Source organism: Rhizobium sp. BIGb0125 (genome assembly GCF_024810055.1).
Lineage (GTDB): Bacteria > Pseudomonadota > Alphaproteobacteria > Rhizobiales > Rhizobiaceae > Agrobacterium.
Genome location: NZ_JANUDV010000001.1, coordinates 15,511 through 40,561, shown reverse-complemented (window position 1 = coordinate 40,561; position 25,051 = coordinate 15,511). Strand labels below are relative to the sequence as shown.

General features: G+C 56.2%; 22 protein-coding genes. 8 read left to right on the top strand and 14 right to left on the bottom strand.

The features are described from left to right. Positions 1 to 44 precede the first annotated feature (44 nt). The 5 genes from M2418_RS00185 to M2418_RS00165 all read left to right on the top strand — a co-directional run bounded on the left by M2418_RS00185 (position 45) and on the right by M2418_RS00165 (position 5,615). Positions 45 to 1,658: a GNAT family N-acetyltransferase gene (locus M2418_RS00185; RefSeq protein ID WP_259142098.1), complete on the top strand. Its 1,614-nt coding sequence runs from the start codon at positions 45 to 47 to the stop codon at positions 1,656 to 1,658. A 449-nt stretch (positions 1,659 to 2,107) separates the two neighbouring features. After that, a complete protein-coding gene (gene proV / locus M2418_RS00180; RefSeq protein ID WP_192487940.1) occupies positions 2,108 to 3,340 on the top strand; it encodes a glycine betaine/L-proline ABC transporter ATP-binding protein ProV in 1,233 nt (410 codons plus the stop codon). Between the two features lie 124 nt (positions 3,341 to 3,464). Further along, entirely contained in the window at positions 3,465 to 4,349 is an 885-nt protein-coding gene (locus tag M2418_RS00175) for an ABC transporter permease (RefSeq protein WP_405049352.1), read from the top strand. A gap of 58 nt (positions 4,350 to 4,407) precedes the next feature. Next, entirely contained in the window at positions 4,408 to 5,283 is an 876-nt protein-coding gene (locus M2418_RS00170; protein WP_192487938.1) for a glycine betaine ABC transporter substrate-binding protein, read from the top strand. Positions 5,284 to 5,348: 65 nt separating this feature from the next. After that, positions 5,349 to 5,615: a helix-turn-helix domain-containing protein gene (locus tag M2418_RS00165; RefSeq protein ID WP_250982342.1), complete on the top strand. Its 267-nt coding sequence runs from the start codon at positions 5,349 to 5,351 to the stop codon at positions 5,613 to 5,615. A gap of 12 nt (positions 5,616 to 5,627) precedes the next feature. On the opposite strand, the gene M2418_RS00160 is transcribed toward M2418_RS00165, so the two are convergent. The 12 genes from M2418_RS00160 to M2418_RS00105 form a co-directional block, all read right to left on the bottom strand. Beyond that, the gene (locus M2418_RS00160) at positions 5,628 to 6,539 is read right to left on the bottom strand and encodes an ROK family protein (RefSeq protein WP_259144658.1); all 912 of its coding nucleotides are present in this window, start codon (positions 6,537 to 6,539) and stop codon (positions 5,628 to 5,630) included. 26 nt (positions 6,540 to 6,565) lie between these two features. After that, complete coding sequence (locus M2418_RS00155) at positions 6,566 to 7,972, bottom strand: glycerate kinase (protein WP_405049351.1); 1,407 nt, start codon at positions 7,970 to 7,972, stop codon at positions 6,566 to 6,568. 34 nt (positions 7,973 to 8,006) lie between these two features. Then, positions 8,007 to 12,167: a bifunctional nitrate reductase/sulfite reductase flavoprotein subunit alpha gene (locus tag M2418_RS00150; protein ID WP_259142071.1), complete on the bottom strand. Its 4,161-nt coding sequence runs from the start codon at positions 12,165 to 12,167 to the stop codon at positions 8,007 to 8,009. Between the two features lie 344 nt (positions 12,168 to 12,511). Next, positions 12,512 to 13,699, bottom strand: a complete 1,188-nt coding sequence (locus tag M2418_RS00145; RefSeq protein ID WP_259142069.1) for an NnrS family protein — start codon at positions 13,697 to 13,699, stop codon at positions 12,512 to 12,514. Then, on the bottom strand, positions 13,696 to 14,448 hold the full coding sequence (locus M2418_RS00140; RefSeq protein WP_259142067.1) for an ABC transporter ATP-binding protein: 753 nt from the start codon (positions 14,446 to 14,448) through the stop codon (positions 13,696 to 13,698). Before M2418_RS00140 ends, M2418_RS00145 begins: the two co-directional genes overlap by 4 nt. Next, complete coding sequence (locus M2418_RS00135; protein WP_259142051.1) at positions 14,445 to 15,254, bottom strand: ABC transporter permease; 810 nt, start codon at positions 15,252 to 15,254, stop codon at positions 14,445 to 14,447. Before M2418_RS00135 ends, M2418_RS00140 begins: the two co-directional genes overlap by 4 nt. A 5-nt stretch (positions 15,255 to 15,259) precedes the next feature. Then, complete coding sequence (locus M2418_RS00130; RefSeq protein ID WP_259142048.1) at positions 15,260 to 16,243, bottom strand: ABC transporter substrate-binding protein; 984 nt, start codon at positions 16,241 to 16,243, stop codon at positions 15,260 to 15,262. Between the two features lie 15 nt (positions 16,244 to 16,258). Beyond that, a complete protein-coding gene (locus tag M2418_RS00125; RefSeq protein ID WP_259142036.1) occupies positions 16,259 to 18,340 on the bottom strand; it encodes a TonB-dependent receptor in 2,082 nt (693 codons plus the stop codon). 167 nt (positions 18,341 to 18,507) lie between these two features. Further along, complete coding sequence (locus tag M2418_RS00120; RefSeq protein WP_259142034.1) at positions 18,508 to 18,891, bottom strand: hypothetical protein; 384 nt, start codon at positions 18,889 to 18,891, stop codon at positions 18,508 to 18,510. Further along, positions 18,891 to 19,823 (bottom strand): U32 family peptidase, encoded by a 933-nt coding sequence (locus tag M2418_RS00115; protein ID WP_259142032.1) that lies wholly within the window; start codon positions 19,821 to 19,823, stop codon positions 18,891 to 18,893. Before M2418_RS00115 ends, M2418_RS00120 begins: the two co-directional genes overlap by 1 nt. 4 nt (positions 19,824 to 19,827) lie before the next feature. Beyond that, complete coding sequence (locus M2418_RS00110) at positions 19,828 to 20,805, bottom strand: peptidase U32 family protein (RefSeq protein WP_192487927.1); 978 nt, start codon at positions 20,803 to 20,805, stop codon at positions 19,828 to 19,830. Next, complete coding sequence (locus M2418_RS00105) at positions 20,796 to 21,308, bottom strand: SCP2 domain-containing protein (RefSeq protein WP_259142025.1); 513 nt, start codon at positions 21,306 to 21,308, stop codon at positions 20,796 to 20,798. The genes M2418_RS00110 and M2418_RS00105 overlap by 10 nt, the downstream gene beginning before the upstream one ends. Before the next feature lie 109 nt (positions 21,309 to 21,417). Here M2418_RS00105 and M2418_RS00100 point away from each other — a divergent pair, with 109 nt between their 5' ends. Beyond that, complete coding sequence (locus M2418_RS00100; RefSeq protein ID WP_259142024.1) at positions 21,418 to 22,926, top strand: UbiD family decarboxylase; 1,509 nt, start codon at positions 21,418 to 21,420, stop codon at positions 22,924 to 22,926. Positions 22,927 to 22,928: 2 nt separating this feature from the next. Next, complete coding sequence (locus tag M2418_RS00095) at positions 22,929 to 23,513, top strand: UbiX family flavin prenyltransferase (protein ID WP_310503173.1); 585 nt, start codon at positions 22,929 to 22,931, stop codon at positions 23,511 to 23,513. Positions 23,514 to 23,523: 10 nt separating this feature from the next. Here M2418_RS00095 and M2418_RS00090 read toward each other — a convergent pair whose 3' ends face one another. Then, a complete protein-coding gene (locus tag M2418_RS00090) occupies positions 23,524 to 24,201 on the bottom strand; it encodes an NnrU family protein (RefSeq protein WP_259142020.1) in 678 nt (225 codons plus the stop codon). A 22-nt stretch (positions 24,202 to 24,223) separates the two neighbouring features. Then, a complete protein-coding gene (locus tag M2418_RS00085; RefSeq protein WP_192487924.1) occupies positions 24,224 to 24,379 on the bottom strand; it encodes a hypothetical protein in 156 nt (51 codons plus the stop codon). A 139-nt stretch (positions 24,380 to 24,518) separates the two neighbouring features. Between M2418_RS00085 and M2418_RS00080 the strand changes: the two genes are divergently transcribed. Next, entirely contained in the window at positions 24,519 to 25,049 is a 531-nt protein-coding gene (locus tag M2418_RS00080) for a cytochrome c oxidase subunit 3 (protein WP_259142011.1), read from the top strand. Positions 25,050 to 25,051 lie beyond the last annotated feature (2 nt).

Here is a 25,051-nt window from a genome sequence, read left to right as displayed (position 1 = left end):
CAATGAACACTCCCGACAGAGGTAAATCGTAACGGGAGGGGACCATGCGCATCGATGTAATCGATACGGATCAGGCGTTTGACGATGTGCGTGAGAATTGGGATCGCGTTTTCATGAGCGACCCCTTCGCACAGCATTTCCTGTCTTGGGTGTGGTTGAAACGCTATCTTTTCCGCCGCAAGCGCTGGTTTATTCTGGCCCTGCGCGAAAAGGCCGAAGGTTCTCCCTACGTCGCCTTTTTCCCCTTGCGCATTGTCACGATCCTCAATGAAAAGACCGGTCGTTTTTATGATGAAATGATCATGGCCGGGAATTTTGCCGCTGACTATACCGGGTTCCTGACCATGGCCGAATATGAGCAGCATGCCGTTGAGGGCTTCTGTTCCTATATTCGCCAGCAGAACTGGACCAACCTGAAAATAGAATATTTCTACGGTCCTCCCGGACGCCGCGAAGCGATGATACGGGCACTGCAAGGGCCGGACGTCATGTTCCGGGACAGCACGCCCAAGAGCCTGAATGACATCGACAATTGCGTGTGCCCGGGCGTACCGCTGCCGGACACTTTTGACGCCTATCTCGATAGTCGTATGAGCAGCCAGTCACGACAGAAATTACGGCGTTTCCTGCGCAAGGTGGAAAGCGACGCGGACTGGCAAATCACCTTTGCAACCCCGCAAACCATCAAACGCGACATTACAATCCTATTCGACCTGTGGCGCATAAAATGGGCGCCTTTCAAGGGCAAGGAGCGCACCGAAAGGTTGATCGCGGGATCACGCGAAATGCTGATGGATTGTTTTGTTGACGGCAATCTGGATGTGCCCGTTTTGTGGTATCAGGGCAAACCATTGGGTGCACTTGCCAATATTGTTGATCGGCAGAAAATGGCCGTCCTGTTTTATGTCACGGGCCGAGATGAAAACTGGAAAACCCCTTCACCGGGTTTTGTTCTGCACGGTTATTGCATACGACGTGCGATCGATAATGGCTTCCACTATTATGACTTCCTGCGTGGCAACGAGCCCTACAAATATATGTTCGGGCCGGATGAACGCCAGATAAGCTGCACGTTGTTTCGCTCCCGCACCGGGGAAAATCTCGGCGGCACCTTACATCCTCGTAGCATTCGCTTCGTCTATGAAAAGGCGCTGCAATTGTACAAAGAGGGCAAGAAGGGGAATGCCGAGGTTGCCTTCAAACAAGTGGTAGACGCAGCGCCACAACATTACGGCGCACGCTTTGGACTGGCAAATCTGCTGTTTGAAAAAGGAAAACTCCCGCAGGCGGAAGTTGCCTTTTCCACTCTCGCCAGGCAGGTCGATAGCCCCGTTCCTGTGCTGATGCGGTTGGGTGAAACACAGCTTGCGCTGCATCACTACGAAGAAGCATCGGTAACCTTCCAGAAAGTCACCAAACTGTCGCCATTTAACCGCGAGGCGCTCTACAAACGTGGCGTTGCACTGACCGCGTCTGGAAATACAGTCGAAGCACTGGAGATATTCTCGACGCTAAAGGGATATTATTCCGACAATCCTGTTCATCGGGAATACACTGAAAAAGCCAAGTTGGCCTTTGACCGATTGATGGGAAGTCTGGGAATTGGCCTGTCGAAATTGCCACCCGTTCCGGCGACGCCAAAACTGCTTCATTCCTGATCCAAGCCAGCACAGAAAGCGCCCTGAAAAGCCGTTATTTTTCAGGGGGTGTGGAACAAAAAGCGCGCGCGCAGATTATCGTTCCAACAACCTTAAGCGCGAAGACAATTTTGAGCTACTTTCAACCTAAAATAAGGCAATTTTAGCAATGGATTTCCACAAATTTGATTTTTTGGTAGACAATTCAAGTTAATTGAATTATATGATGAGCACACTTCATCGCGGAAGCACCGTAATTCTCAATATTACTGCGTGCAACATGGCCGCTAAATTCGCGTGCGTGACTTCGTTATTGAACAAGTTGCACGATAAAAAATCCATAATGTTCGGGTGAAACCGGACAACCAATAATAACGCAAGAAAGACTACGTATAAGGATATTTATTCTTTGACGTTACAGTCTTCAACTCAAGGAGAATGCCTGCGCTATTGAGCGCGGCTCATATTGTATGGCTTTGACAACTGAAAATGAGACGTCTGTGCAGCAGCACTCGACCAAGATCAGTCTGAAAAACATCTACAAGGTTTTTGGTGACCATCCCGAGAAAGCCTTGAAAATGCTCCGGTCGGGGCAGAAAAAATCCGAAATTCACAAAGCGACGGGCTGTTCGATCGGTGTCAATGATGCCAGTTTCGACATCCGCTCTGGCGAAATTTTCGTCATTATGGGCCTGTCGGGCTCTGGAAAATCCACTCTCCTGCGCCTTCTTAACCGGTTGATCGAACCAACATCCGGTTCGATCGAAATCGATGGACGCGATATTACCGGCATGTCGCAGCGTGACCTGATTGACGTGCGCAGACGCGACATCAGCATGGTATTCCAGTCCTTTGCCCTGCTTCCCAATCGCACAGTGCTGAACAATGCCGCCTTCGGTCTTGAAGTGGCAGGCGTTGGTGAAACAGAGCGCAACGAAAAAGCCATGGCCGCCCTCGCTGCCGTTGGTCTTGCCGGTTATGAAAACAGCCGTCCCGATCAGCTTTCCGGTGGTATGAAGCAGCGTGTCGGTCTGGCCCGCGCTCTTGCTAGTGAACCCACAATTCTATTGATGGACGAGGCGTTTTCGGCACTCGACCCGCTGATCCGCACAGAAATGCAGGACGAGCTTGTCCGGCTTCAGTCTGAACACAGCCGCACGATTGTGTTCGTCAGCCACGACCTCGACGAAGCCATGCGCATCGGCGACCGTATCTGCATCATGGAAAACGGCAATGTTGTGCAGGTCGGCACACCTGACGAAATCGTTCTCAACCCAGCCAATGATTATGTGCGTTCGTTCTTCCGCAACGTCGATGTCTCGCACGTCTTCAAGGCTGGCGATATTGCCCGCAAAACGCAGGTCACCATCATCGAACGGCAGGGCGTTTCAGCCGCCGCAGCGCTGGAGCGCATGAAGAGCTTTGACCGAGAATACGCGATCATTCTCGGCCGCGACAAAACCTACCATGGCATGGTCAGCCAGACCTCCGTAGTGGAAAAGGTCAAGGCTGGCGCGAGCGATCCTTACCGCAACGCCTTCCTGCCAGAAGCCGAGGCGATTGCCGCATCCGAACCCTTGTCCAATGTGATGAGCAAGGTTGCAGGCAGCCCATGGCCTGTGCCTGTCGTCGATGACAGCAACCGCTACCTGGGTTCGATCAGCAAGTCCACGCTGCTGGAAACGCTTGACCGCACCAACTGATGACCATCGCAACCCCATGTCCTGACAAGCTGCGCTTTAAGGACATGCCGCCTTTTATCCCGGCGATTGCGGATGGAACAGCTCACGCCGTTCTTCGTCGTCGCCGCAACAATTGGACCCTCTCATGAATTTCGATATCGGAGACGGTATAGACATTGCCGTCAATTACATTCTGGATAACTTTTCCCCTGCACTGGATTTCATCGCCGCAGCAATCGGCTTCGTAACCAGCGGCATTCAGGACAGCTTGCTGGCCATTCCCATGCCACTTGGCATGGCCATTTTTGTCGCGCTGGCTCTCTGGCGCGTCGGCGCAGGTTTTGCGGTTTTCACGGCCCTGTCGCTTTATCTCGTCAACCATATGCAACTGTGGTCAGCAATGATGGAGACCCTGTCGCTGGTGTTGGCATCGACCATCATCGCCATGCTGCTTGGCCTGCCAATGGGCATTGCCATGGCGCGCAATGACAAGGTCGCCGCGGTTGCCCGTCCAACGCTGGACCTCATGCAGACGATGCCAGCCTTCGTTTATCTTATTCCCGCTGCCATGTTCTTCGGTCTTGGCGCGGTACCGGGCACTATAGCCACCGTCATTTTCTCCATGCCACCGGTCGTTCGCCTGACCAATCTGGGTATTCGCCAGGTGCATGCAGAATTTATCGAAGCAGGTCTCGCCTTTGGCTGCACGCCCTCGCAGCTGTTGCTCAAGGTACAGTTACCGAACGCCATGCCATCCATCATGGCCGGCATCAACCAGACGATCATGCTGTCGCTTTCCATGGTGGTCATCGCCTCGATGATTGGCGCAGGCGGCATCGGTAATACCGTGTTGACAGGCATTCAGCGCCTTGATGTTGGCACCGGTTTTGAAGGTGGCATCGCCGTCGTCATTCTTGCTGTCATTCTGGACCGCATCACCCAGAGCCTTGGCAAGGAACGCCCTGCCTTCTGGCGTGTGCTGTTTCACAAGAACGCCCGCGAACCACAACTGGTCACTGCCACCAACTAACTTTCCCCATAAGCGGGCTCAAACCCGCCCCATGCGAACCTTCAAAAAAGGAGCACATATGTTCAAGACAATCGCAACCCTTGGCCTTGCAGCCATGATGTTTGGCAGCACGGCGACACTTTCCGTCGCGCAGGATGCCAAGCCAGTCAAAATCGGCTGGGCAGCATGGTCGGATGCCGAGTTTGTTACCAAACTTGCCGCCAAGGTCATCACAGATAAGTTGGGCACCAAGGTTGAACTGGTGCAGACAGATGTTGCACCGCTCTATCAGGGTGTCAGCCGTGGTGACATTGACGCCATGATGATGGCGTGGCTGCCGCAGACCCATGCGGATTATTATGACAAGGTCAAAGACAAGGTTGAGACCCTTGGCACCGTTTACGAAGGTGCAAAGCTCGGATGGGTCGTTCCCGACTACATTCCGGAAGATGCCATCGCCTCGATCGAAGATCTGGCCAAGGATGACGTGAAAAAACAGCTGGCTAACACCGTTCAGGGCATTGATCCTGGCGCGGGCCTGACACGTCTGTCCGAACAGGCACTGAAAGACTACGCCTTGAGCGACTACAAGCTGCAGATTTCCAGTGAAGCCGGCATGCTGACCACTGTCGACCGCGCCATGCGGTCTGAAAAATGGTTTGTCGCCACCTCGTGGAGCCCACACTGGATGTTTGGCAAATACAAGCTTCGCTACATCGCCGATCCTAAAAACTCGCTTGGCGAAGCAGAACATGTCGACATTTTGGCTCGTAAAGGCCTGAAGGAAGAAAACCCTAAGGTCGCCGAGTTCCTGTCACGCATGAAGCTGCCAATTGCCGATCTGGAAGCCGCGATGTTCAATGCTCAGGAAACCTCCTACGACGAGGCCGTTGCCAAATACATTGAAGATCATCCCGATCAGATCGCCGCATGGGTCGGCGAAGAAAAAGGCTGATAATTTTACAGCCGGGCGGTCCAAATCGCCCGGCTGTTACCGTGATGACCGGCAGGTGATATCTTGTGACAATCCATTCTTTCCCGACCTTCTCCGCCCATGACGACACGATCGGTGGCCGTCTCTCGCTGGCCCGTGATGCAGCACAGCTTTCAACCGAAATCGTCACTGCAAAGCTTGGAATTTCCGCACTGGTCTGGTCGCACTGGGAAAATGACCGCGATGAACCGCCGGAAAATTATCTCGATCCCATTGCCAGTATTCTTGGCGTCACCCGCAACTGGCTAACCACCGGGCGCGGCGATGGCCCGGCTGATATCTATTTGCAATAAGTACGTGTGCTTTCAGTCGCCAAGTGACGCGAGCCCAAGCACCGCAGCACCCACCAGTCCCGGCTCAATGGCGCACTGCGCCTTGACCACAAGCGGTCGGGAAATTTTGCGCAGGATACGACTGCGCACCGCGTCATCAAGCGCCGACAGCAATTCCTGCGAATTCGAAAGACCGCCACCAACTGGCACGATGCTAGCGCCCGTAACGTTGACCACCAGTGCAAGCGGCGAGGCAAGCAGATCGACCTCGACATCGATGGTACGGCTGGCTTTTTCATCGCCCGCACACCAGAGATCAATGATCTGCTGGCTGGACTTCTCTTCTTGATGCAGAAGCTCGTGCAATTTCTCCAGACCGCGCGCGCTACAGGTTGCGTCGATGCAGCCGTGAAGACCGCAACCGCAGCGGAACGGCGGAATATGAGCCGGTGGATTGCCCGCTTGTGTCGCAGCGACCGGAGCATGCCCCCATTCGCCGGCAAACCCGCCATTGGCATTGATCAGCTTGCCATCAATCACCAGTCCGCCGCCAACACCTGTCCCGAGGATAACACCAAAAACCACCCGGTGGCCTTTGCCGGCACCAATGCCGGCTTCCGCCATCACAAAACAGTCGGCATCATTGGCAACGATAACCGGCAGGCCAAGCTCGACCTCGAGATCAGCTTTCAGATCACGCCCGTGAATGCAGGGAATATTGGCAACGGTTGCCCAACCATTGTCTTCATCGACAACACCGGCAATCGAAATCGACACACATTCAGGCTTCGTTTCGCAGTCTTCAACCGCCTGACGGAGCACGCCGACGAACGCTGTGAAATCATCTTTCGGCGTTGTGACGCGCGGCAAAAGGCGAATGTCTTCAACCGAATACGCCAAGGCACCCTTGATCGTGGTGCCGCCAATATCAAAACACAGAATCATGGACATGCTCTCATTGCGCGTAGGGGTCAGCGGACCAGAATGGCGCGAAAATCATTGACATTGGTACCGGTTGGACCGGTGTGAAATATATCGCCAATAGCAGAAAAGCCGCTGAAGCTGTCATTGCCATCCAGCAAGACCCGTGGATCAAGTCCGGCAGCCCGCAGCCGTTGTACGGTTCTACCATCAACAAAGGCACCGGCATTATCTTCGGAACCATCGATCCCATCGGTATCTGCGGCAAGTGCGCTGATATCAGCGCCGTTGATGCCAATGGCAAAGGCAAGCGCAAACTCACCATTGCGGCCGCCTCGCCCACCTTTTTGCCGCAAGGTGACGGTGGTTTCTCCACCGGACAGCAGAACCACAGGTTTGCGAAAAGGCCGGTTGCGAACAGCCACTTCGCGCGCCAATGCGGCATGCACCGACGCCACCTCACGCGCTTCGCCCTCAATCGAGTCAGACAGGATATGAGCCTCCAGCCCGTGCGACCGGGCAACATCTGCGGCGACCTCCAGTGAAACGCTGGCGGAGGCAATGATGTGTTGGCTGTTGCGTGCAAAAACGACATCACCGGGATGTGGCGCATCCGCTGCTGGCGAATTCAGATGCCGCAATGCGGCCTCCGGCAGGGCAAGTTTGTACTGCCTGACGATCTCAAGCGCATCCTGCCGCGTCGTGTCATCCGGAATGGTTGGGCCCGATGCCACAAATGCTGGATTGTCGCCGGGAATATCCGATACGATCAGGCTGACGACCCGGGCTTTTGTCGCCGCGGCAAGACGACCACCCTTGATGGTGGAAAGATGTTTGCGCACGATATTCATTGCAGAGATTGGCGCCCCCGACGCCAGTAGCAACTCATTGAGGGCGATCTCGTCCTGAAGCGTCAAACCTTCTGGCGGCGCAGGTAACAAAGCCGAACCACCACCGCAGATCAGTGCGATCACCAGATCATTTTCTGAAAGCCCAGAAATGGTCTCGAAAAGCCGCTTGGCCCCAGCAAGCCCATTTTCATCCGGCACCGGGTGGGCGGCCTCAATAACCTCGATTGATTGCGTCTTACAACCATATCCGTAGCGGGTCACCACCACACCGCTCAGCGGTTCAGGCCACAGACTTTCAAGAGCAGCGGCCATTTGTGCAGCGCCTTTTCCGGCACCGATAACCACCGTGCGGCCATTCTTCGGCGGTGACGGCAGATGTTTTTTAATGCCGATTAACGGGTCAGCAGCCTCAACTGCCGCTTTGAACAGAGCCTCCAGCAAGGCGCGATCCCTGGCTGTATCAAAAGTATTATCCAGTCCCAAAGCTTGCCGTCCACTTCGTGATTTCGATACGGCAGGATTGGTGATGAATGCCGCAGAAGCGATTCTTAGGAACAATCGCGCGGCTTGCCAACATTCTTTTGATAGACCGCTGCGCTTGTCCATTTCGGACACGAACAAGCACGCTACGGCAGCCTGCTCAGTAGACATCCCTAAGGTAACGTTTTTCGGATGAAAGCCGCTTCACATATGCCTCGGCGGCATCACGATCCATGTTGCCATGCCTGGCAACAATATCCCTAAGAGCGGTATCCACATCCCGTGCCATATGGCTTGCGTCACCACAAATGTAGAAATGCGCTCCCTCCTCCAACCAGGAAAACAGCGCGGCACCCTGCTCTTGCATGCGGTGCTGAACGTAGATTTTTGCGTCCTGATCGCGGGAAAAGGCCAGATCAAGACGGTTGAGGTGGCCGGTTTTCTGCCACTGCTCCAATTCCTCACGATAATAAAAATCAGTTGCTTGCCGTTGCTCACCGAAGAACAGCCAGTTTTGTCCTTTCGCGCCCGTAGCTTGCCGGTCCTGAAGAAAGCCCCGGAACGGCGCAATGCCGGTGCCAGGCCCCACCATGATCACGGGGGCATCTGAATTGTGCGGTGGACGAAAATGCGCGGAAGGCTGCACAAAAATCGGCACCGGACAGTCCGTGGCACGATCTGCCAGAAATGCCGAGGCTGTACCTGAACGGCTCATCCTTTCATTGAGATAGCGAACAACAGAGACGGTCAGATGAACTTCGTGAGGATGTAATTTCGGGCTGGACGCAATCGAATAAAGCCGCGGCTGAAGCCGTTTGAGATTGCCAACCAGATCCTGAGCACCAAGGGAACAAGGCGCAAAAGCCACCACATCGGCAATCTGCCGGCCCCACAGCCAGTTCGCCAGCTGCGCCTTCCCACCAGCCAGAATGTCGGTCAGGGCTTTGTTGCCGGACAGTGCCGCCCACGACTTTGCAAAATCAGCACTTGCCTTACCAATCTCGAGATGGCGTTGAAGCGCCTCGAAAACTGACATCTCGCCCAGACCATCAAGCGTCACAGGACTATCGGCATCCAAGTGAAGTGAGGTCAGAATTTCTTCCGCCAACATCGGGCAGTTACTAGGCCACACGCCCAGCGCATCCCCGGCCTCGTAAACCATACCGCTTTCGCCAAGATCAAATACAAACTGGCGAACGTCCTTTGCCCCGCCCTCTTTCGTCAGGCATCGATTGACCAGAAGCCGAGACGTGTAGGGAGCTTTGCGCGTAAAAGCCGGTTTGGCATCCGACTTCGCGGTCTCAACGAAACCGACCGATGATGAGGCTGAGGCAACTGCCGCCTCCTTTTTTGGCTGCAGTTGTTCGTGGACACGTGTTTCCCACTCGACAATGACGTCCTGATAATCCGGCTCGCAATCCATCCGCTCAGTCAGGCGCTGCGCCCCAAGTGTCGCCAGCCGCTGGTCCAGCTTACGGCCAAAACCGCAGAACTGGTCGTAATTGCTGTCGCCAAATGCACAGACAGAATAGTGAAGCCTCTCCAGTCGCGGGGCGTTCTCCGCATTCAACATCGTCCAGAACGCCTCGCCTCCATCGGGCGGATCACCATCACCAAAGGTGCTGACGAAAAACAGGCAGATGCCGCTACTCGCCATATCCTCAATTGACAGGTCTTCCAAGGCAACAAGCCGGTGATGTTTGCCCTGTGCAGCCAGTTGTTTGGCAAAAGCAATCGCTGCCGTTTCCGCATTGCCGGTCTGCGATGCCCAGGCAATAACAATGCTTTGACCTGCGCCTTCCACACTGTCCGTCGGCACAAGAAACGGCGCCAGCGGCACCGTATCAGCCTGTCTAAGGCGACTGCGTGAAAAAAGCCCCGCCAGCATGCCATCGATTAACAGTCGGCGTTCCTGCACAAAGGGCGCATTGTCAGGCAGAACCGGTGTTTCAATAGTACCCAAAGTCGCTGCCGCATTTAGGCCAGTTATAAAGCCTTGCAGATAGGTCTGCTCGGGAGTGGTCAACACCGGTGCAGGCGCCAGACTGACACCGGTCATCCTGCTGAAAGCGGCAATTTCCGACACGGGAGAAAGAGAAAAGGCGGTGGCTGGATCTGCAATGGCGTTCACGGGGAAGGTCTCCTTTGCGGATGCGGGCTTGTTGGCTTTTTCGCTGAGGCGAATTGAAACGGCCGTAAATTTGAATTCGGGTTGAAGGGAGATCGGATCAACCGCATCACTGGTCACAGCATTGATGGCGAGATCATCGCCAAACACATCGTTCCAGTGAAATGGCGCGAAACAATTACCGGGCAAAACACGGTCGGTGACCACAGCCGGTAGAATAGCCCGTCCGCGTGCGCTTCTGATTTCCACCCTGTCCTTGTCTTCAATGCCAAATTCGGCAGCATCCTCAGGATGGATCTCGACAAACGGACCGGGGTTGAGCTTGTTCAGCGTAGCGATCTTGCCGGTCTTGGTCATCGTATGCCACTGGTGCTGCAAGCGGCCGGTATTCAGAACGAAGGGTCGCTCCGCCCCCGGCATTTCAGCGGGCTTCATATGCGGCCGTGGGATAAATACAGCCTTGCCGCTGGCCGCGGCAAACACCAGCCGTGGAGCTCCAGACTCGTCCATATTGAGGGGTTGGCTCTGGCCGTCACAAAGGTAGCGGATCGGGTTACGCGACGGGCTTTCTGTCGATGCCACCGGCCACTGCAATGGGCTACGGCTTAACCGTTCATGGCTTGCCCCACGAATATCGTATCCGGTTTTCGGGTTCCAGGCCTGTTTGATCTCTTCAAAAACCTCCGCTGAAGAGGTGTAGCTGAATGCCTCGGCATATCCCATTTCCTGCGCAACACGGGTAATCAGCAACCAGTCGGGCATCGCATCGCCCGGTGGCTCAACCGCTTTTGGTGTCAGCGTGATGTTGCGCTCCGAATTGATCAAGACGCTGTCGCCTTCGGCCCATAACGCGCCGGGCAGGAGAATATCGGCGTAGATATTGGTTTCCGTGTCGAGAAACGCGTCTTGCACCACTACAAGCTCGGCTGCCTTCAAACCCTTCAGGACATTGTCGCGGTTAGCAACGCTGGCAACCGGGTTGGTGCAGATGATCCAGCAGGCCTTGATCAGCCCGTCCGCCATCTCCTGAAACATCGAAACCGTCCCACCACCCGCTTCCGCCCGCAAGCTGCCATGCGGAATGTTCCATAGATCTTCGACGAAGGTTCGGTCTGCTTCAACAAGTGCGGAACGCTGGCCCGGCAAACCCGGACCCATGTAGCCCATTTCACGCCCACCCATGGCATTGGGCTGGCCGGTCAGCGAGAAAGGTCCGCTCCCGGGCCGACAGATCTTGCCCATGGCGAGGTGCAGATTGCAGATCGCATTGGTGTTCCAGGTGCCATGCGTGCTTTGATTCAGCCCCATGGTCCAGCAGCTCAGCAACTCCCGCGCCGCACCCATCATGTCAGCAGCCTGCAGAATATCTGTGACTGCAAGCCCGGTAATGTCAGAGACTTTTTCAGGCGTGTAATCGGCCAGAAAAGCAGGCATTTGCTGCCAGCCTTCAGTGAACTCGGCGATAAAGCCGCTGTCTGTATGGCCGTTTTTGACAATCAGATGCAGAAGACCGTTGAGCAGCGCCAGATCGGTTCCCGGCCGAATTTGTAGAAACAGGTTCGCCTTGACCGCCGTGCCATTACGGCGCGGATCAACCACGATAAGACGGGCACCCTGTTTGACGCGGTCCATCATCCGCAAGAACAGGATCGGATGACAATCAGCCATATTGGCGCCGATCACAAAAAACAGGTCGGCCTTGTCGAAATCCTCGTAAGAACCGGGCGGTCCATCAGAGCCAAGTGACAGTTTGTAGCCACTGCCAGCACTTGCCATGCAAAGGCGCGAGTTGGATTCGATATGTTTGGTGCGGATAAATCCCTTGGCCAGCTTGTTGGACAGATATTGCGCCTCGAGCGACATCTGGCCGGACACGTAGAGTGAAACCGCATCCGCCCCGTGCCGTTCAATAATCGCATTCAGCCTCTGTGCGGTTTCCTTGATCGCCTTTTCAACGGCAACCGGAACCTGGTCCTGGTCGCGTCCATGGCGCATATGCGCCTTATCCATCCGGCCTGGATCAGCGATAACCTGCGCACAGCTATTGCCCTTCGTGCAAAGCCGGCCAAAATTTGCCGGGTGGGTCTTATCGCCGGAAACCTTGACGACGCGGTTATCCTTGACTTGCATCACGATACCGCAGCCGACACCACAATAGGGACAGGAACCTTTGACCGTTCTGGTATCTGTCATGGCAAAACCTGCATACACATCACCCGGTTCGAGCAAGACCTTCCGATCTTTTAAAAATCCCAAAAACAAAAAAGCTGCAGATCGAAAATTGCCGCTCCTTTAGGAACGTCAGTTTCAGATCAGCAGCTTTGCTATAAGCGCCCGCCGTTGGACGCCTTCAAAACGAAGCAACAAGCGTGCCAAATAAAAACGGGATTGTAATTGCAGCGAAAAATGCCCGCACACGGGTCCACGCTTGGGATTGATTTTAGGTTCAAGGCACAAAAATCGGCAGCATCAATTTGCCATGCCTACACAACGGGCAGTGAATTCAGGGGCGAACACAGAGGTGTAACACACTCAGATCAGCCACAAGCCCCCTGCTCATCGACGCCCGGTCGCAGCATGAATGGCATGAAGCCATGCAACCACACGCCAAAACTCAGCGCCCACAAGGCAGCACTCAGACCATGATGATAGGGCGCTATAGTGGATAGTGCATCAAACTCGGGAAGCACCCGAACCAGTGCGGCAAGGATCATCAGACCAGCAGAAACATGCGCCTGCCATGGCAAACGGTCGAGGTTGCGCCCCGTATGACGAAGACCGGCGATGATAAACACCGCCATTACAGCGCAGCCGAGCGCGCCCAGCGACAACATGTGCAGACCGGCAGCTGACGATAGGTTAAAACTAAGACGGGTTGCCCCAAGCGCCAGAAAACCGATGCCCGCAAACGCATTGCCAAAAGCCAGCAGTAGAACCTCGGTTTTGAACGCAGCGCGGCCGACAAACCATTCAGCCAGCCGGTCGAAAAATGCAGCGCCGGCAGCAAGAGCAAGCCATGCAGACACGTCACTGTCTGGGAAGGCGAGTTTTGCCACCAGATAGAGCGTGACCATGGCACCCGCCATGTGTCTGCGTCCGGGATGCGGCCGGTAAGGCGAGCTTTCGCCCGTGGGATCAAGCGCCAGATTGATGACAACGACATTGATGCGCGAGGCCGACAAGGAAAACAACACGATGAAAATGCAAAGGGCGGCTTCCAGCATACGAGATGCCAGTTCAACATCGCCAACCTGCCAGGCATAACGAACACCGGCCTCAGCCCCGGCAAACAAAAGCAGCCAAGCCAGAAATGCCAGATGTTTTGTCGTGCGCCTCTCCAGCATCGCCCTGCCAATGATAGCGGCGATGCCAACCAGAAATGCAAGATCAAACACACCTGCGAGCAGGCTTAAAGCATCAGCTCCCAAAGCACCGATAATCCGGGCGGGCAACCAAAGTGCGGCAAGACAGAGCAGCGTATTGCCGGTGCTGGTTTTGGTATCGGTCCATTCTGGCACGGCGGCCACCAGAAATCCGGCCAAGGCCATGCCATAGGTGCCAAAAATCATCTCATGCGCATGCCATTGCGACGGGGTTATATCGTGAGCAAATGGCAGGTCATAACCGCCCACCAGCACCCATAAGAAAGGCCAGAGGGCGCCATGCAGGGCTGCAAGCGGAAAGAACAACCGCAACGCTTCGGACAGGATCGGATGCCGTTTCATCGGCGCCGCTCCCGTGCCGAAAACAACTCACCGAATGCCGGATCACGCGACAGTCGGTCTGCCTCTTCAAAGATCATCCGTTCCTGACGCTGCCCCGGCTGCCCGTCAGGCAGATAATTGGCAAGCACCCGACCATCAAACCCGGAAAGCACAATCAGCCGGTTCGCGACCCGCAGCGCCTCATAAAGATCATGCGTCACCAGCAGGGTGGCGAAACCGCGTCTGGTCGCTGCCGCAATCAACAAATCCTGCAAATGGCGTCGCAAGCCGACATCCACGGCACTGAACGGCTCATCGAGAAACAGCATATCCGGATCTACGGAAAGCGCCCGTGCCACTCCGGCGCGTTGACGCATGCCGCCGGAAAGCTCAACCGGGTATTTTGTAAAATCGGTTTCTTCCAACCCGACTTCCAGCGCAAAGGCACTGGCAATCTGCCGGCGTTCGCGTTTCGACATGCCCTCGGCCGCAAGACCATAGGCAATATTGTCGATCAATGTCATCCACGGCAAAAGCCGCGGTTCCTGAAACACCAACCCCTGCCGGTGATAGCCTCTCTGCAGACGGCCCTTCACCGGTTCGATAATGCCAGCGGCAATTTGCAGGATGGTCGTCTTACCGCTACCGGAAGGACCGAGCAGAGCAACGGTTTCACCCTTGGTGACATCCAGATCGAAATCTTCAAACAGGGTCCGTCCGAGAAAGGCGTGACCGACACGCTCAAAATGCAGGGCAACAGTGCCATTCATCGTTTCACACCCCATGGCAGCCCGGCGGCCCGCCACCGCTCCAACGCTTCGCGCAGCAGATGCAGCAATCCGTAATCGGTCAGCAGTGCCAGCGTTACGGTGATCGCCAGCCACGCCGTTACCTGCGGAATGTCGAACAGGGCCCGCGCCGTTGCCAGTTCACCGCCAATACCACCAGAATTGGAAAGAAGCTCTGCCATGACGGTGACCTTCCATGCGCTGCCGGCCGTCGTGGTCCAAGCGGGAAACAGGTAGGACAACACATGGGGAAGCGTGACCGTGCGCAGGCGATAAAACCACGATGCCCCAAAAGCCTGCGCCATGACCTCAAACTGCCGGTCACGTTTGGCTACCCCTTCCAGTGCACCGGCAAAGGACACCGGAGCGGAGGCAATTACCACGGTCATGACAGCCGTGCCGCCGGATGACCCAAACCAGATCAGCGCCAGCACGATCCAGCCGATCGGCGGCACGCCCAGCATCACCGTCACCACCGGCTTCATCAATCGCATGGCCGCAAAGGAATAACCTGCCAGCAGTCCAGCTGTCGTGCCGATGCCAGCCGCGATCACAAAACCGGCAAGCGCACGCACCGCGCTTTGCGACAGAATGTCGAAGAAATCTGGCCGAGCTGCCAGTTGCGCAATCGCGGAAAACGTCTCTCCCGGCGACGGCAGAATGAACGAGCCGTAGATTTCATGCCCGGCCTGCCAGGCAGCGAGAAAACAGAATATTCCCGAAAGTCCGGCCCACCCCGCCCAGAGATAGCGCCCAGTCCAGCCGAAACCTTCGAGAATACGGTTCATGTCATTCACACCAGATAGAAGCTGTCATCCGGCTTTTTACCACCGATAATGGCGGGGTTAGCCTTGGCAAGCTCATCATAGAAGGCCTCGAGATCAGCCCGCGCTGCACTGGCTTTCAATGCCGACAGGTGGCTGGTCGGGAAGGAAGCAGCGATAATGTCAGCCGGGAAGCCCAGCGCATCGGCAGCGGCCTCTGCGGCGGTCTGCGGATTGGCAATGGCACTTGCCAGCGCTGTCTCGATACCCGTCTGCAATGCAGCGATGCCAGCCTTGCCGAGCTTCTGCTGAAACTCCGATGTCAGCGCCAAACCAGCCTGCGGAATTTCAGCTTTGCCGGACACCCTGGCCCATTCCTTCTGCACATCAATGGTGCGATGCACGGTCATGAAAAAGGATTTGGCCTTGATCAAGACGGCGGTTGCCGCGGGTTCGCTGAGCAACGCGGCATCCACTCTGCCCGTCAACAACAGCTGCACGGCTTCCGGTGGGGAAGCGGCATATTCAAGTGCGATTTCCCCTGGCTTGATGCCCTGTTCTGCGATCAGTCGGGCCAGCACGAAGTCGGGCATGTCGTTCTTGAACGGCAAGGCAACTGTCTTGCCTTTCAGGCTTTCCAGTGTCGTCAGCGTTTCGTCTTTCGACACGATGTAGAGAAGCCCGGTGGTCAGAACGTTCAGGAAGCCGATGCCCAGCCCACGATTGTGAAGATTGGCCGCGCCGTAACTTGGCATGACGACCGCCCCCATTGAACCGGAAGCGACGGCCGCGCGCATTTCATCCGGTGTTTTCCACGCCTTGAAGATCGCACCTGGCGCAACCTCGTTCAGAAAACCACCCTTAACCGCATGGGCAAGCACGGCTGATGGTGCCGCCGGTGGGCCATAAAAGGTCAGCGGTGCCTCAGCCCTCAGCAGCGAGGGTGCGGCGAGACCGGCGACCGTAAAGGCTGACAGTGCCGAAAGGGTTTGGCGGCGTGTAAACAAAGTCATGATCCAGTCCTTTCGTTAAAAACGTGCCTTGATGCCGGCATAAAACGCACGTCCATCACCAGGCAGGTAAACCGCCTGGCCGGCGCTTGCCTGATCAAGAATGAGCGTGGAGGAGGCATAGGTCTTGTCGAAGACATTGGTGACTGCGCCATAGACCGACAGCGTATCGTTGATGCTATATTCGCTCTTCACATCGACAATAGCGTAAGGATCGGCAAGCACCGTATTCATATTATCAACCGGGGTTTTGAAGGGCACCCATTGCAAGGCCGCAACAATGTCCCACTGCTCAGTCAGGGCATGTTGCAGGGCGAGATTGACGACATGACGCGGCGCTCCGGCCAGTCGGTTGTTGCCACGCACCGGATCGTCATGGAACCGGAAGTCCTGCAGCAAATAGCCCACGCGCGCCGTCAACCCGTCGATGATTTCGCCGGACACACCAAGTTCAAGACCGGCATGGGTCGTGTTGTCGGCATTGAAGGCTGCCAGTAAGGAACCGCTGCTATCGCGCAGGCTCAACAGCTCATTGTCGACCCAGGAATAATAGGCTGTCGCATCGAAGGTCCACAGGCCACGTTCACCGCGCCAGCCCATCTCCACCGTTGTTGCGGTTTGCGCGTTGAGATCAGGCGTCGAAAAGACTGTCGGCGAGGCGTTTGGTGTGCCTCCGGTGGTGCCGAGAAGATCATCATGGGTCGGTGGTTCAAAGCTGCGGCTCAACGCGGCAAACAGCATGTTGTTTTCATCTGGCCGCCAGCTGGCAGCAATGGCCGGTGACCAGCCGCTGTAGCTGCGCTCATAGCTGGTATCGACAGCTGCCACACTCGACAGGACGCCACCACCGGCACCATAGGTCAGACGTGGCCGGGTCGCTGCCGTCCAGAGATCTTCACTGTCACGCGTTGCATAGGTGTAGGACAAGGAAGGCGACAGCGTCACCGTATCGGATAGCGGGATGTTCAATCCGGCATTCAACGATAACGTCGAAGCATCGAGATCATTGCTGGAGAAAGCCGGGCCATCACCACCGGCGCGATTGATATTGTAGGTGCGGTCCGACCAGCCGACCGTGTACTGCACGGATGTTTCAAACAGCGGCAACAGGGCAGAAGCATCCGGCTGATAGGCGTAACGCAACAGGCCGGTCACATCGCCACCTTCGGTGCGTCTTACGCCACTCGACACCGGAAAGCGGAACATGTCCTTGGTGTAGGTGTAACCGAGACCAATATCGAACAGATGTTCTTCCAGCTCGATTGATGTACGAGAGCCGATCAGGAACTGGCTGGCTTCACGACGCGGTTTGTCGCGGATGACATTGGGTCCCTGACTGGTGGGTGGACCTGGTGAAACCTGTTGCGGATTGGCCTCCATCGCGGTCTTGTTCAGCGGTCCAGCCACGTCAAAACCAAGATCTGTATAGCTGGCAAAGATACGGGTTTTCACGATGTCGGAAAGCTCGGCTTCCACCACGCCGCCGACATTAACCCGACGGGAGTCGTTGTAATCGCGGAAACCGTCGCGGCGACTGACATCGGCATAAAATCCGGCTGCGAAACGTTCGCCGTCAAAACCGGTTCTTGCGGAAACATCGGCCTGCCCAAAGCTGCCACCGCCCGCGGAGATCGTCGTGCCCTTTTCGACCGGCGAAGCGAAATTGATCGCCCCACCCAGCACACTCGCACCCAGGCGGTTTGCTGTGTAACCACGGTAGACTTCAATAAGACTGGCCTGCCCCGGATTGGCCAGGCCGACAATATAGGAGCCATCGGCGCGGTTGATTGGCAGGCCATCCTTCAGCACCAGAATTCCGCGTTCAACCGGGTTTTGCTGCAAACCGGAGCCGCGGATCTGGATACGCGGCTGGTCATTGCCACCGAAGAACCGTTGAACAACAACGCCGGGAGCCGAAGACAGCACTTGGGCCAATGTCGGCACGGCTGGACCGGCATCCGCCTGCGGCTGAATAGAGGAAACCCCGCCCGGAACGGCCTTTAGACGTCTGCGCGCCTGCTCCACGCCCGACAATGTTTTGCCTTCAACCGTTATGGTGTCCAAAACTGTCGTAGAGCCTGGCGCCGCCGATTGTGCCAACGCAACACTCGAAACCCCGGCGGCGAGCAATGCCGTTACCGTAAATAACCCAGTCCCCAACAAGCGCATACGCCATTCATCCCTTGATAGACTTTACTGTCCCGGAGATGACATTTTGCAAGTACCCGCTCTTTGCTCTGGAACAAAGAACAGAGAAAACATGATAATTAGACGCATGTTTCTGGAGAGGTTATTTCCTTGAGAATTCGGGAGCCCTCCTGCGCGGCAGCAGCAATGTCTGCAAACAGCAGGCTAGCCGCTTCGATAATGCCGCTGTCCATCTCGTCATCCTCGGCAAAATCCCCCAGCATATCCAGGAGGATACCGATCTTGCGGCGCTCCTCACGCGCCGTCGCCAATAGTTTCGCCTGATTGCGCTGCTGTTCAAACGCCTCGAGCTGCTGCAGGGCCGCATCCACCTTGTCGCGACACTCACAGTCCAGTGCACTTTTCATGACGACACTGCGCACCAGATGAATGGCGTCGGGAATGTCGCTCACGCTTAGGGTTCTCGGCTGCATTTTTTCAACCGGGTTTTGCATATCGATCATCAGAGGTTTGCTCCATGTGCTGTGTTGCGGGCGCGGGCAACCCATGCGGCGCCCTCGCGTCCATGATGGAAACCGTTAGAAAGCGGCACGCCGGGATAGATGCGCTGCATCTGCGTGATGCCATCATCGGCATCGCACCGGCCAGTCAGCACATCATCATAAATCCTGGCAACCGCCGCCATGTCACAGTCCTGCGGCGAGAGACGGAAACGGGAAACACCCGCCTGCGCCAAATCACGCAATTCTCCGAGCAGCGACTGACAGGTGTGCGATACGGTCTGTACGCCGTTCAGCGCCAGAAACGACTGCTGATCAAGCGTTTTGACCGCCAGACCGTCCGGATCATCCTTGCAGACAAACTGGCAATTATCCTTGATGTTGCCCTTGGAGCGGGCATGGGCACAGCGCGCCGAAATGGCGAGCGGCATGCGGCCGAATGCAAATACCTCAAACTCAACATCAGGCGTGTCAGCAACAATGCGATTGACCGATTCCACCGGCAACTCCGGCGGCAGACAGATCGCGGTGGCGCCACGTGAGGCCAGCAGTCGTGCCGTTGCAGCATTATACACATTGACCATTGGACCAATGACATGCGGCGTGCCGCGCAACATGCCCAAGGCCGAAAGGTCGTTTGCTTCCACAGGGTAAGGGCTGTCGGCGATCAGGCCACGAACATGGCGGCTTTCGCGCTCCAGCGTCACCAAGGCAAGGGTCGACAGAACAATCTGTTTGCCGGCATTTTCCAGCCGTTCGATAACCTCGGCCAGATGCGGTTCGGTAAAGTGGAAGCGCTTGGAACAGACGGTTTCACCGAGAAAGACCTGGGTGACCGGTGCCTCATCAGCGATGCGGAAATAAAAATCACGCCACTTTTCCCCTTCCCACAAATAGAGAACGGGCCCAAGCGTTAGCGTTGCTATTTGTGACATGCCATTATCTCCAGCGTTTTTCGTATGCGCCCGACGTGGTGCGCTGGCCTTCACTCAAAAGCCTGAGCCGCGACAGAAGTTTGCCGCGTTCATCGGCGCTGGCATCCAATGCCTTGCGAAGGGTGGACACAACCTCGGCCACATAGGCCTTGCCGCGTTGTCTGCCTTCGATTTTCAGCGCGCTGACGCCGGCATCGCGCAGGGCGTCAATCTGATCCATCACATCAAGTGAGACCGGGTCTTCAAAGGCATACCCCTTGTCATCGGCCACATCGAAACGGCCCTTGCACAGGGTCGGGTAACCCGCCGCCTCACCATCCGGAAAACGGTTGATGGTGTAGTCGCCAAGCTCCGACACCAGGTCCTTGCCGTCCTGCCGGTAACGCACATGGCTGGCCGGAGAACAGACGCCATTCATGTTCGGCGACTTTCCCGTGGCATAGGACGAGAGCGAACAGCGCCCTTCCGCCATGACGCACAGACCGCCAAATACAAAGATCTCAATTTCGCAGCGGATCTGCCGTGCCAAACGGGCAATATCCGGAATGGTCAAGGTTCGTGGCAGCACAACCCGTTTTGCCCCAAATGCATCGACGAGGAAGTTCACGGCATCCGCATTGGAAGCGGAGGCTTGTACCGACACATGGATACGTTGCTCGGGGAAGGTTTCCGCCACGTGGGCCATCAAACCGAAATCGGCAAGAATAAGCGCATCGGCGCCGGCCTTAACGGCATCGGCCGCAGCCCGATACCAAATCTCCTCGCTGCCTGCTCGCATGAAGGTGTTGAGCGCCACGAAGGTCTGTGTGCCATGTTTGCGGGCATAGACAATCGCGTCCGCCAGTTCTTCACGCGAAAAATTCAGACCCGGAAAATTGCGGGCATTGGTCTCGTCACGGAAACCGCAATACACGGCATCAGCCCCCGCATCGACGGCCTCACGAAAGGCGGCGGGTGTTCCTGCAGGACAGATCAGTTCCATGCCGCACCCCCGCCTTCAGACAGGATGCGCCCACGCAGGTTGCTTGCAGCCTTGGTCACCCATGGACCAAGCGGCCCGGCAATGCTGCCCAGATCGTTTGGCAGATCTACACCGCTGTCATCCAGCGCATTTCTGAGCGCCAGCATGGCCTCCATGTCTCCGGTGACCGTCAGATCACGCGAGAAGAACAGTGCGTCCGCGTCTTGCCGTCCCTCCATCAGGGCAAGCAGCATGAACAGCGGTCCCGTGACCGAAGCGTCCGCTTTCAAGGAACGGCTTTTACGGCTGACGATGATTGACGAACGTGCCGGATGAACCACAAAAGCAAATGGCAGATCGTTTGGCAGAAACGCATAATGTTTGTTGCGATGTTCCGCGAGGCGGCCAAACAGATCGGCATGTTGCTTCATGATTTGCGTCAGCATCAGCGCGGTCATGCGCTGCACAATCGGCAGCGGCAGGTAACGCATCGGTTTCGCAAGAGTGGCGGGGAAAGTCATCATGGGCGTCTCTAACTCTATGGACCAGTGTGCGGCAAACTAACCGCACCGGACGCAAATCCGTTTGACCGAGCGCAAAGACAGAATGATTTGCAGCCGCCAGACAGAACCCATGATGGATAAAAAAACCACGCCGACCCGCGCCGGTGATCTGCGCGACTTCCTTGCCATGCTAGAACAACGTGGTGAGTTGAAGCGCATTGAACAGCCCGTGTCGCTGGTGCACGAGGTGACAGAAATTCACCGCCGGGTGTTGCAAAATGGTGGGCCTGCCCTGCTGTTTGAAAAGCCGGTGGCCGCAGACGGCAAGGTGCATGACATACCGCTTCTGGCCAATCTGTTCGGTACGCAGCAACGGATAGAATGGGGCCTGGGGGTTGAGACCGGCGGCCTGAAAGCCCTTGCGGAGCGGTTTGCCGAACTGCGCGAGCCACGCCCTCCACACTCCATCAAGGATGCATGGAACAAATTGCCGATGTTGCAGGCGGCGTTTTCCATGCGCCTGAAACAGGTATCGCGGGCACCGGTGCAGGACATTGTTCTGCAGGGTGATGAGGTCGACCTCGGAAAATTACCCGTGCAATGGTGCTGGCCGGGAGAACCTGCGCCGCTGATAACCTGGCCGCTTGTCATCACCAGATCACCCGATAATCCCGCCGACATCAATGTCGGGATTTACCGCATGCAGGTGCTCGGACCCAACAGGTTGATCATGCGCTGGCTTGCCCATCGTGGTGGTGCACGACATCACCGTATGTGGCAAAATCGCGGAGAGGATATGCCGGTTACCATTGCGATCGGCGCCGATCCCGCCCTTATTCTGGCGGCCGTCATGCCCCTGCCGGAACATATGAGCGAGCTTGGTTTTTCTGGCCTGCTGCGCGGCATGCGAAGCCGCATCGCGCAGGCAGTGACGGTACCGATGCCGGTCCCCGCCAATGCGGAAATCATTCTGGAGGGAACCGTCTCGGCGAATGAGACGGCAGCAGAAGGTCCCTATGGCGACCACACCGGTTATTACAATTCGGTTGAGCCGTTCCACGTCATGACCCTGTCGGCCATCACCATGCGGCAAAAGCCGGTCTACCTCTCCACCTATACCGGCCGGCCGCCGGATGAACCCTCGGTTCTGGGTGAGGCGATGCTGGAAATCTTCCTGCCACTGGTCAAACGACAGTTTGCCGAAATCGTTGATCTGTGGATGCCGCCGGAAGCCTGTTCCTACCGCGTCATGGTTGTTTCCATCGACAAACGATATCCCGGTCAGGCCAAGCGCATCATGATGGGCTTATGGTCCATGCTGCCGCAGTTCAATTACGTCAAACTGATCATCGCCGTGGATACCGATATCAATGTTCGCAAATGGGAGGATGTCATCTGGGCACTTTCCACCCGTTTTGACGCCTCACGCGATGTGACGATCATCGACAACACACCCATTGATTATCTCGATTTCGCCTCTCCTAAGGCCGGTCTTGGCGGCAAGATGGGACTGGATGCCACCCGCAAACTGCCAGGTGAAACAGAGCGGGAATGGGGCCGCGTGCTGTCGATGACGCCAGATGTGATTGCCAAAGTCGACGCCATGTGGAGTGAGCTCGGATTGGGAGAAAAACCATGACCATATCACGGGTCGTTGTTGGCATTACCGGTGCATCCGGCGCCGCTATTGCCGTGCGCATCATTGAGCGTCTTGCAGACATGCAGGGAATAGAAACCCATCTGGTCATCTCGCCCTCTGCCCGTCAAACATTGCTGCATGAAGTCGGCGCGGCCGCCGTAGAGCGAATTTCGGCGCTGGCGCATTTCAACCATCCGGTCACCGATATTGGCGCTGCTATCGCCAGCGGTTCCTTCCACACGGCGGGCATGATTGTTGCCCCCTGCTCCATGCGGACACTGGCGGCAATCACCCATGGCTTTTCCGACAATTTGATTGTCAGGGCAGCAGATGTGCATTTGAAAGAGCGCCGCAAACTGATTTTGATGGCACGGGAAACACCGCTGCACCTAGGCCATTTGCGCAACATGTGTGCGGCCACCGAAATGGGCGCAATGATCATGCCGCCCGTGCCTGCATTTTACCATCTTCCGGAAAGTGTGGCTGATATTGTCGATCAACTTGCCGCCCGCGCAATGGACCAGCTTGGCCTATCGGCGTCGCCACAGGCAAAAGCATGGGAGCCGCATGTGATTGCGGCCTCCTGACGTCTTGCGATTACATGTAAAGCATCGGGTCGGCACCGAAGAGTGCGGCGTGACCGCCAGCCAGCAACCACCAAGTGATAAGTCCCGTCAAAGCGGCAGCAACCAGCAATGGTGCATCAAAGGCTGGTCGCACCTTGCCGGACAACAAAGCTGCAAAAGGAATGGATGAGGTACGGGCTGTCGCCTCACCCCAGCCAGATCCCAGTCTCTTGCGGGCGCGTTTTTCAATCATTGGAATTCCGCCGAGCGAAAACAGGGCAAAACCTCCAAACAGGATCAGCGACCGCAGGTCACCATTGGGAACGAGATGCCCTGCTGACCAGAACAGAAAACCCCATAAAACCGGATGCCGGGTAATGGTGACGATCGCCCCGGCCTTCTCTCCCTGCCGCACCGAGATGGACAGCGGGTTGACGCTGCACAGGCCGGCAAGAACAAAAAACACCCCAAGTGGCGCAGCAAGAAATGTCACATGCGCTTGCCAGGGCGCGGTGTCCCACAGGGGAATATAGTCCACCATCAGGGCCGCATGGAAAACCCAGCCAAGGGCGGCCAGCGACACCAGAGAATAGACACCGAAATATGCGGGCCTGCCCATTGCTGCAACCAGCTTGCCACGCACCGATGGCACGGCTGGGATAGAATGCAGGGCAACGAACAATGCCAGCGCGGCTAAAAGTTCTATCACGGCAGGATCCTCGCTTGTTCTCTTACTGCCCCAGAAACAGCACGGTCGCTATGGCAGCAGAGGCCAGCACGGCCGAAATGGTGCCCGGTCCCTGTAACACCCCCATTCGGTAAAGAAGGATAGAAAAGCCGATAATAATAGGCGTTGCGACAATGAGTCCGACCTGAGCGTCGTTCATGCTTATGCTCCATCAAATGGTAATTGCGCTTTGTCATGACCATAAGCGTTTACTGACGGCGTTCTTTGATCGGCAGCAAAGAAGCACATGATGCACCCGCCTATCTCTGACTTGCTATTCGGCAAATATGGATGAGGTCATGGCGGCAAAAGACGAGGATAACGGCAATCTGCTGATGTGGATTCTGGTATGGAGTGAGTTGATTGTATTTGGGGCATTGCTGGCGGCATTTCTGATCGCCTTTGCTCTGAACGAAGAAGGATTTATCGCAGCAAGGGGCCATTTGCAGCCGCAAATTGCCGGCTTCAATACACTGGTACTGTTGGGTAGCGGCTGGCAGGCGGCGATTGCCGCCCGTCGTAATAGCCCGGTGCAACTAAGAAGGCGGGCGCTGATTTTGGCGGCCCTGCTGGGTTTCGTCTTCACCGCATTGAAGCTCTACGAATACAGCACCGAAATCGCCTTCGCATCAGATGCGGCCTACGGCGCTTTTTACGAGCTGTATTTCATGCTCACCGGCTTTCATCTTTTCCACGTCATCTTTGTTGCAGGGCTGCTGCTGATCGTTGCCGTGAAACCGAAAGATGAAAACGTCACGCTCGTCACGACCATCTGGCACATCATCGATCTTGTCTGGATCGTCATTTTCCCCGTTATCTATCTGGTGTAGAC

Excerpts from the sequence above, each read along its gene's own strand:
- M2418_RS00170 (WP_192487938.1), top strand. The coding sequence starts at position 4,408 with ATGTTCAAGACAATCGCAACCCTTGGCCTTGCAGCCATGATGTTTGGC.
- M2418_RS00150 (WP_259142071.1), bottom strand. The coding sequence starts at position 12,167 with ATGACAGATACCAGAACGGTCAAAGGTTCCTGTCCCTATTGTGGTGTC.
- M2418_RS00130 (WP_259142048.1), bottom strand. The coding sequence starts at position 16,243 with ATGACTTTGTTTACACGCCGCCAAACCCTTTCGGCACTGTCAGCCTTT.
- M2418_RS00135 (WP_259142051.1), bottom strand. The coding sequence starts at position 15,254 with ATGAACCGTATTCTCGAAGGTTTCGGCTGGACTGGGCGCTATCTCTGG.
- M2418_RS00115 (WP_259142032.1), bottom strand. The coding sequence starts at position 19,823 with ATGTCACAAATAGCAACGCTAACGCTTGGGCCCGTTCTCTATTTGTGG.
- M2418_RS00140 (WP_259142067.1), bottom strand. The coding sequence starts at position 14,448 with ATGAATGGCACTGTTGCCCTGCATTTTGAGCGTGTCGGTCACGCCTTT.
- M2418_RS00105 (WP_259142025.1), bottom strand. The coding sequence starts at position 21,308 with ATGATGACTTTCCCCGCCACTCTTGCGAAACCGATGCGTTACCTGCCG.
- M2418_RS00160 (WP_259144658.1), bottom strand. The coding sequence starts at position 6,539 with ATGATTCTGTGTTTTGATATTGGCGGCACCACGATCAAGGGTGCCTTG.
- M2418_RS00110 (WP_192487927.1), bottom strand. The coding sequence starts at position 20,805 with ATGGAACTGATCTGTCCTGCAGGAACACCCGCCGCCTTTCGTGAGGCC.
- M2418_RS00145 (WP_259142069.1), bottom strand. The coding sequence starts at position 13,699 with ATGAAACGGCATCCGATCCTGTCCGAAGCGTTGCGGTTGTTCTTTCCG.
- M2418_RS00155 (WP_405049351.1), bottom strand. The coding sequence starts at position 7,972 with ATGGACAAGCGCAGCGGTCTATCAAAAGAATGTTGGCAAGCCGCGCGA.
- M2418_RS00120 (WP_259142034.1), bottom strand. The coding sequence starts at position 18,891 with ATGATCGATATGCAAAACCCGGTTGAAAAAATGCAGCCGAGAACCCTA.
- proV (WP_192487940.1), top strand. The coding sequence starts at position 2,108 with ATGGCTTTGACAACTGAAAATGAGACGTCTGTGCAGCAGCACTCGACC.
- M2418_RS00080 (WP_259142011.1), top strand. The coding sequence starts at position 24,519 with ATGGCGGCAAAAGACGAGGATAACGGCAATCTGCTGATGTGGATTCTG.
- M2418_RS00175 (WP_405049352.1), top strand. The coding sequence starts at position 3,465 with ATGAATTTCGATATCGGAGACGGTATAGACATTGCCGTCAATTACATT.
- M2418_RS00085 (WP_192487924.1), bottom strand. The coding sequence starts at position 24,379 with ATGAACGACGCTCAGGTCGGACTCATTGTCGCAACGCCTATTATTATC.
- M2418_RS00185 (WP_259142098.1), top strand. The coding sequence starts at position 45 with ATGCGCATCGATGTAATCGATACGGATCAGGCGTTTGACGATGTGCGT.
- M2418_RS00100 (WP_259142024.1), top strand. The coding sequence starts at position 21,418 with ATGATGGATAAAAAAACCACGCCGACCCGCGCCGGTGATCTGCGCGAC.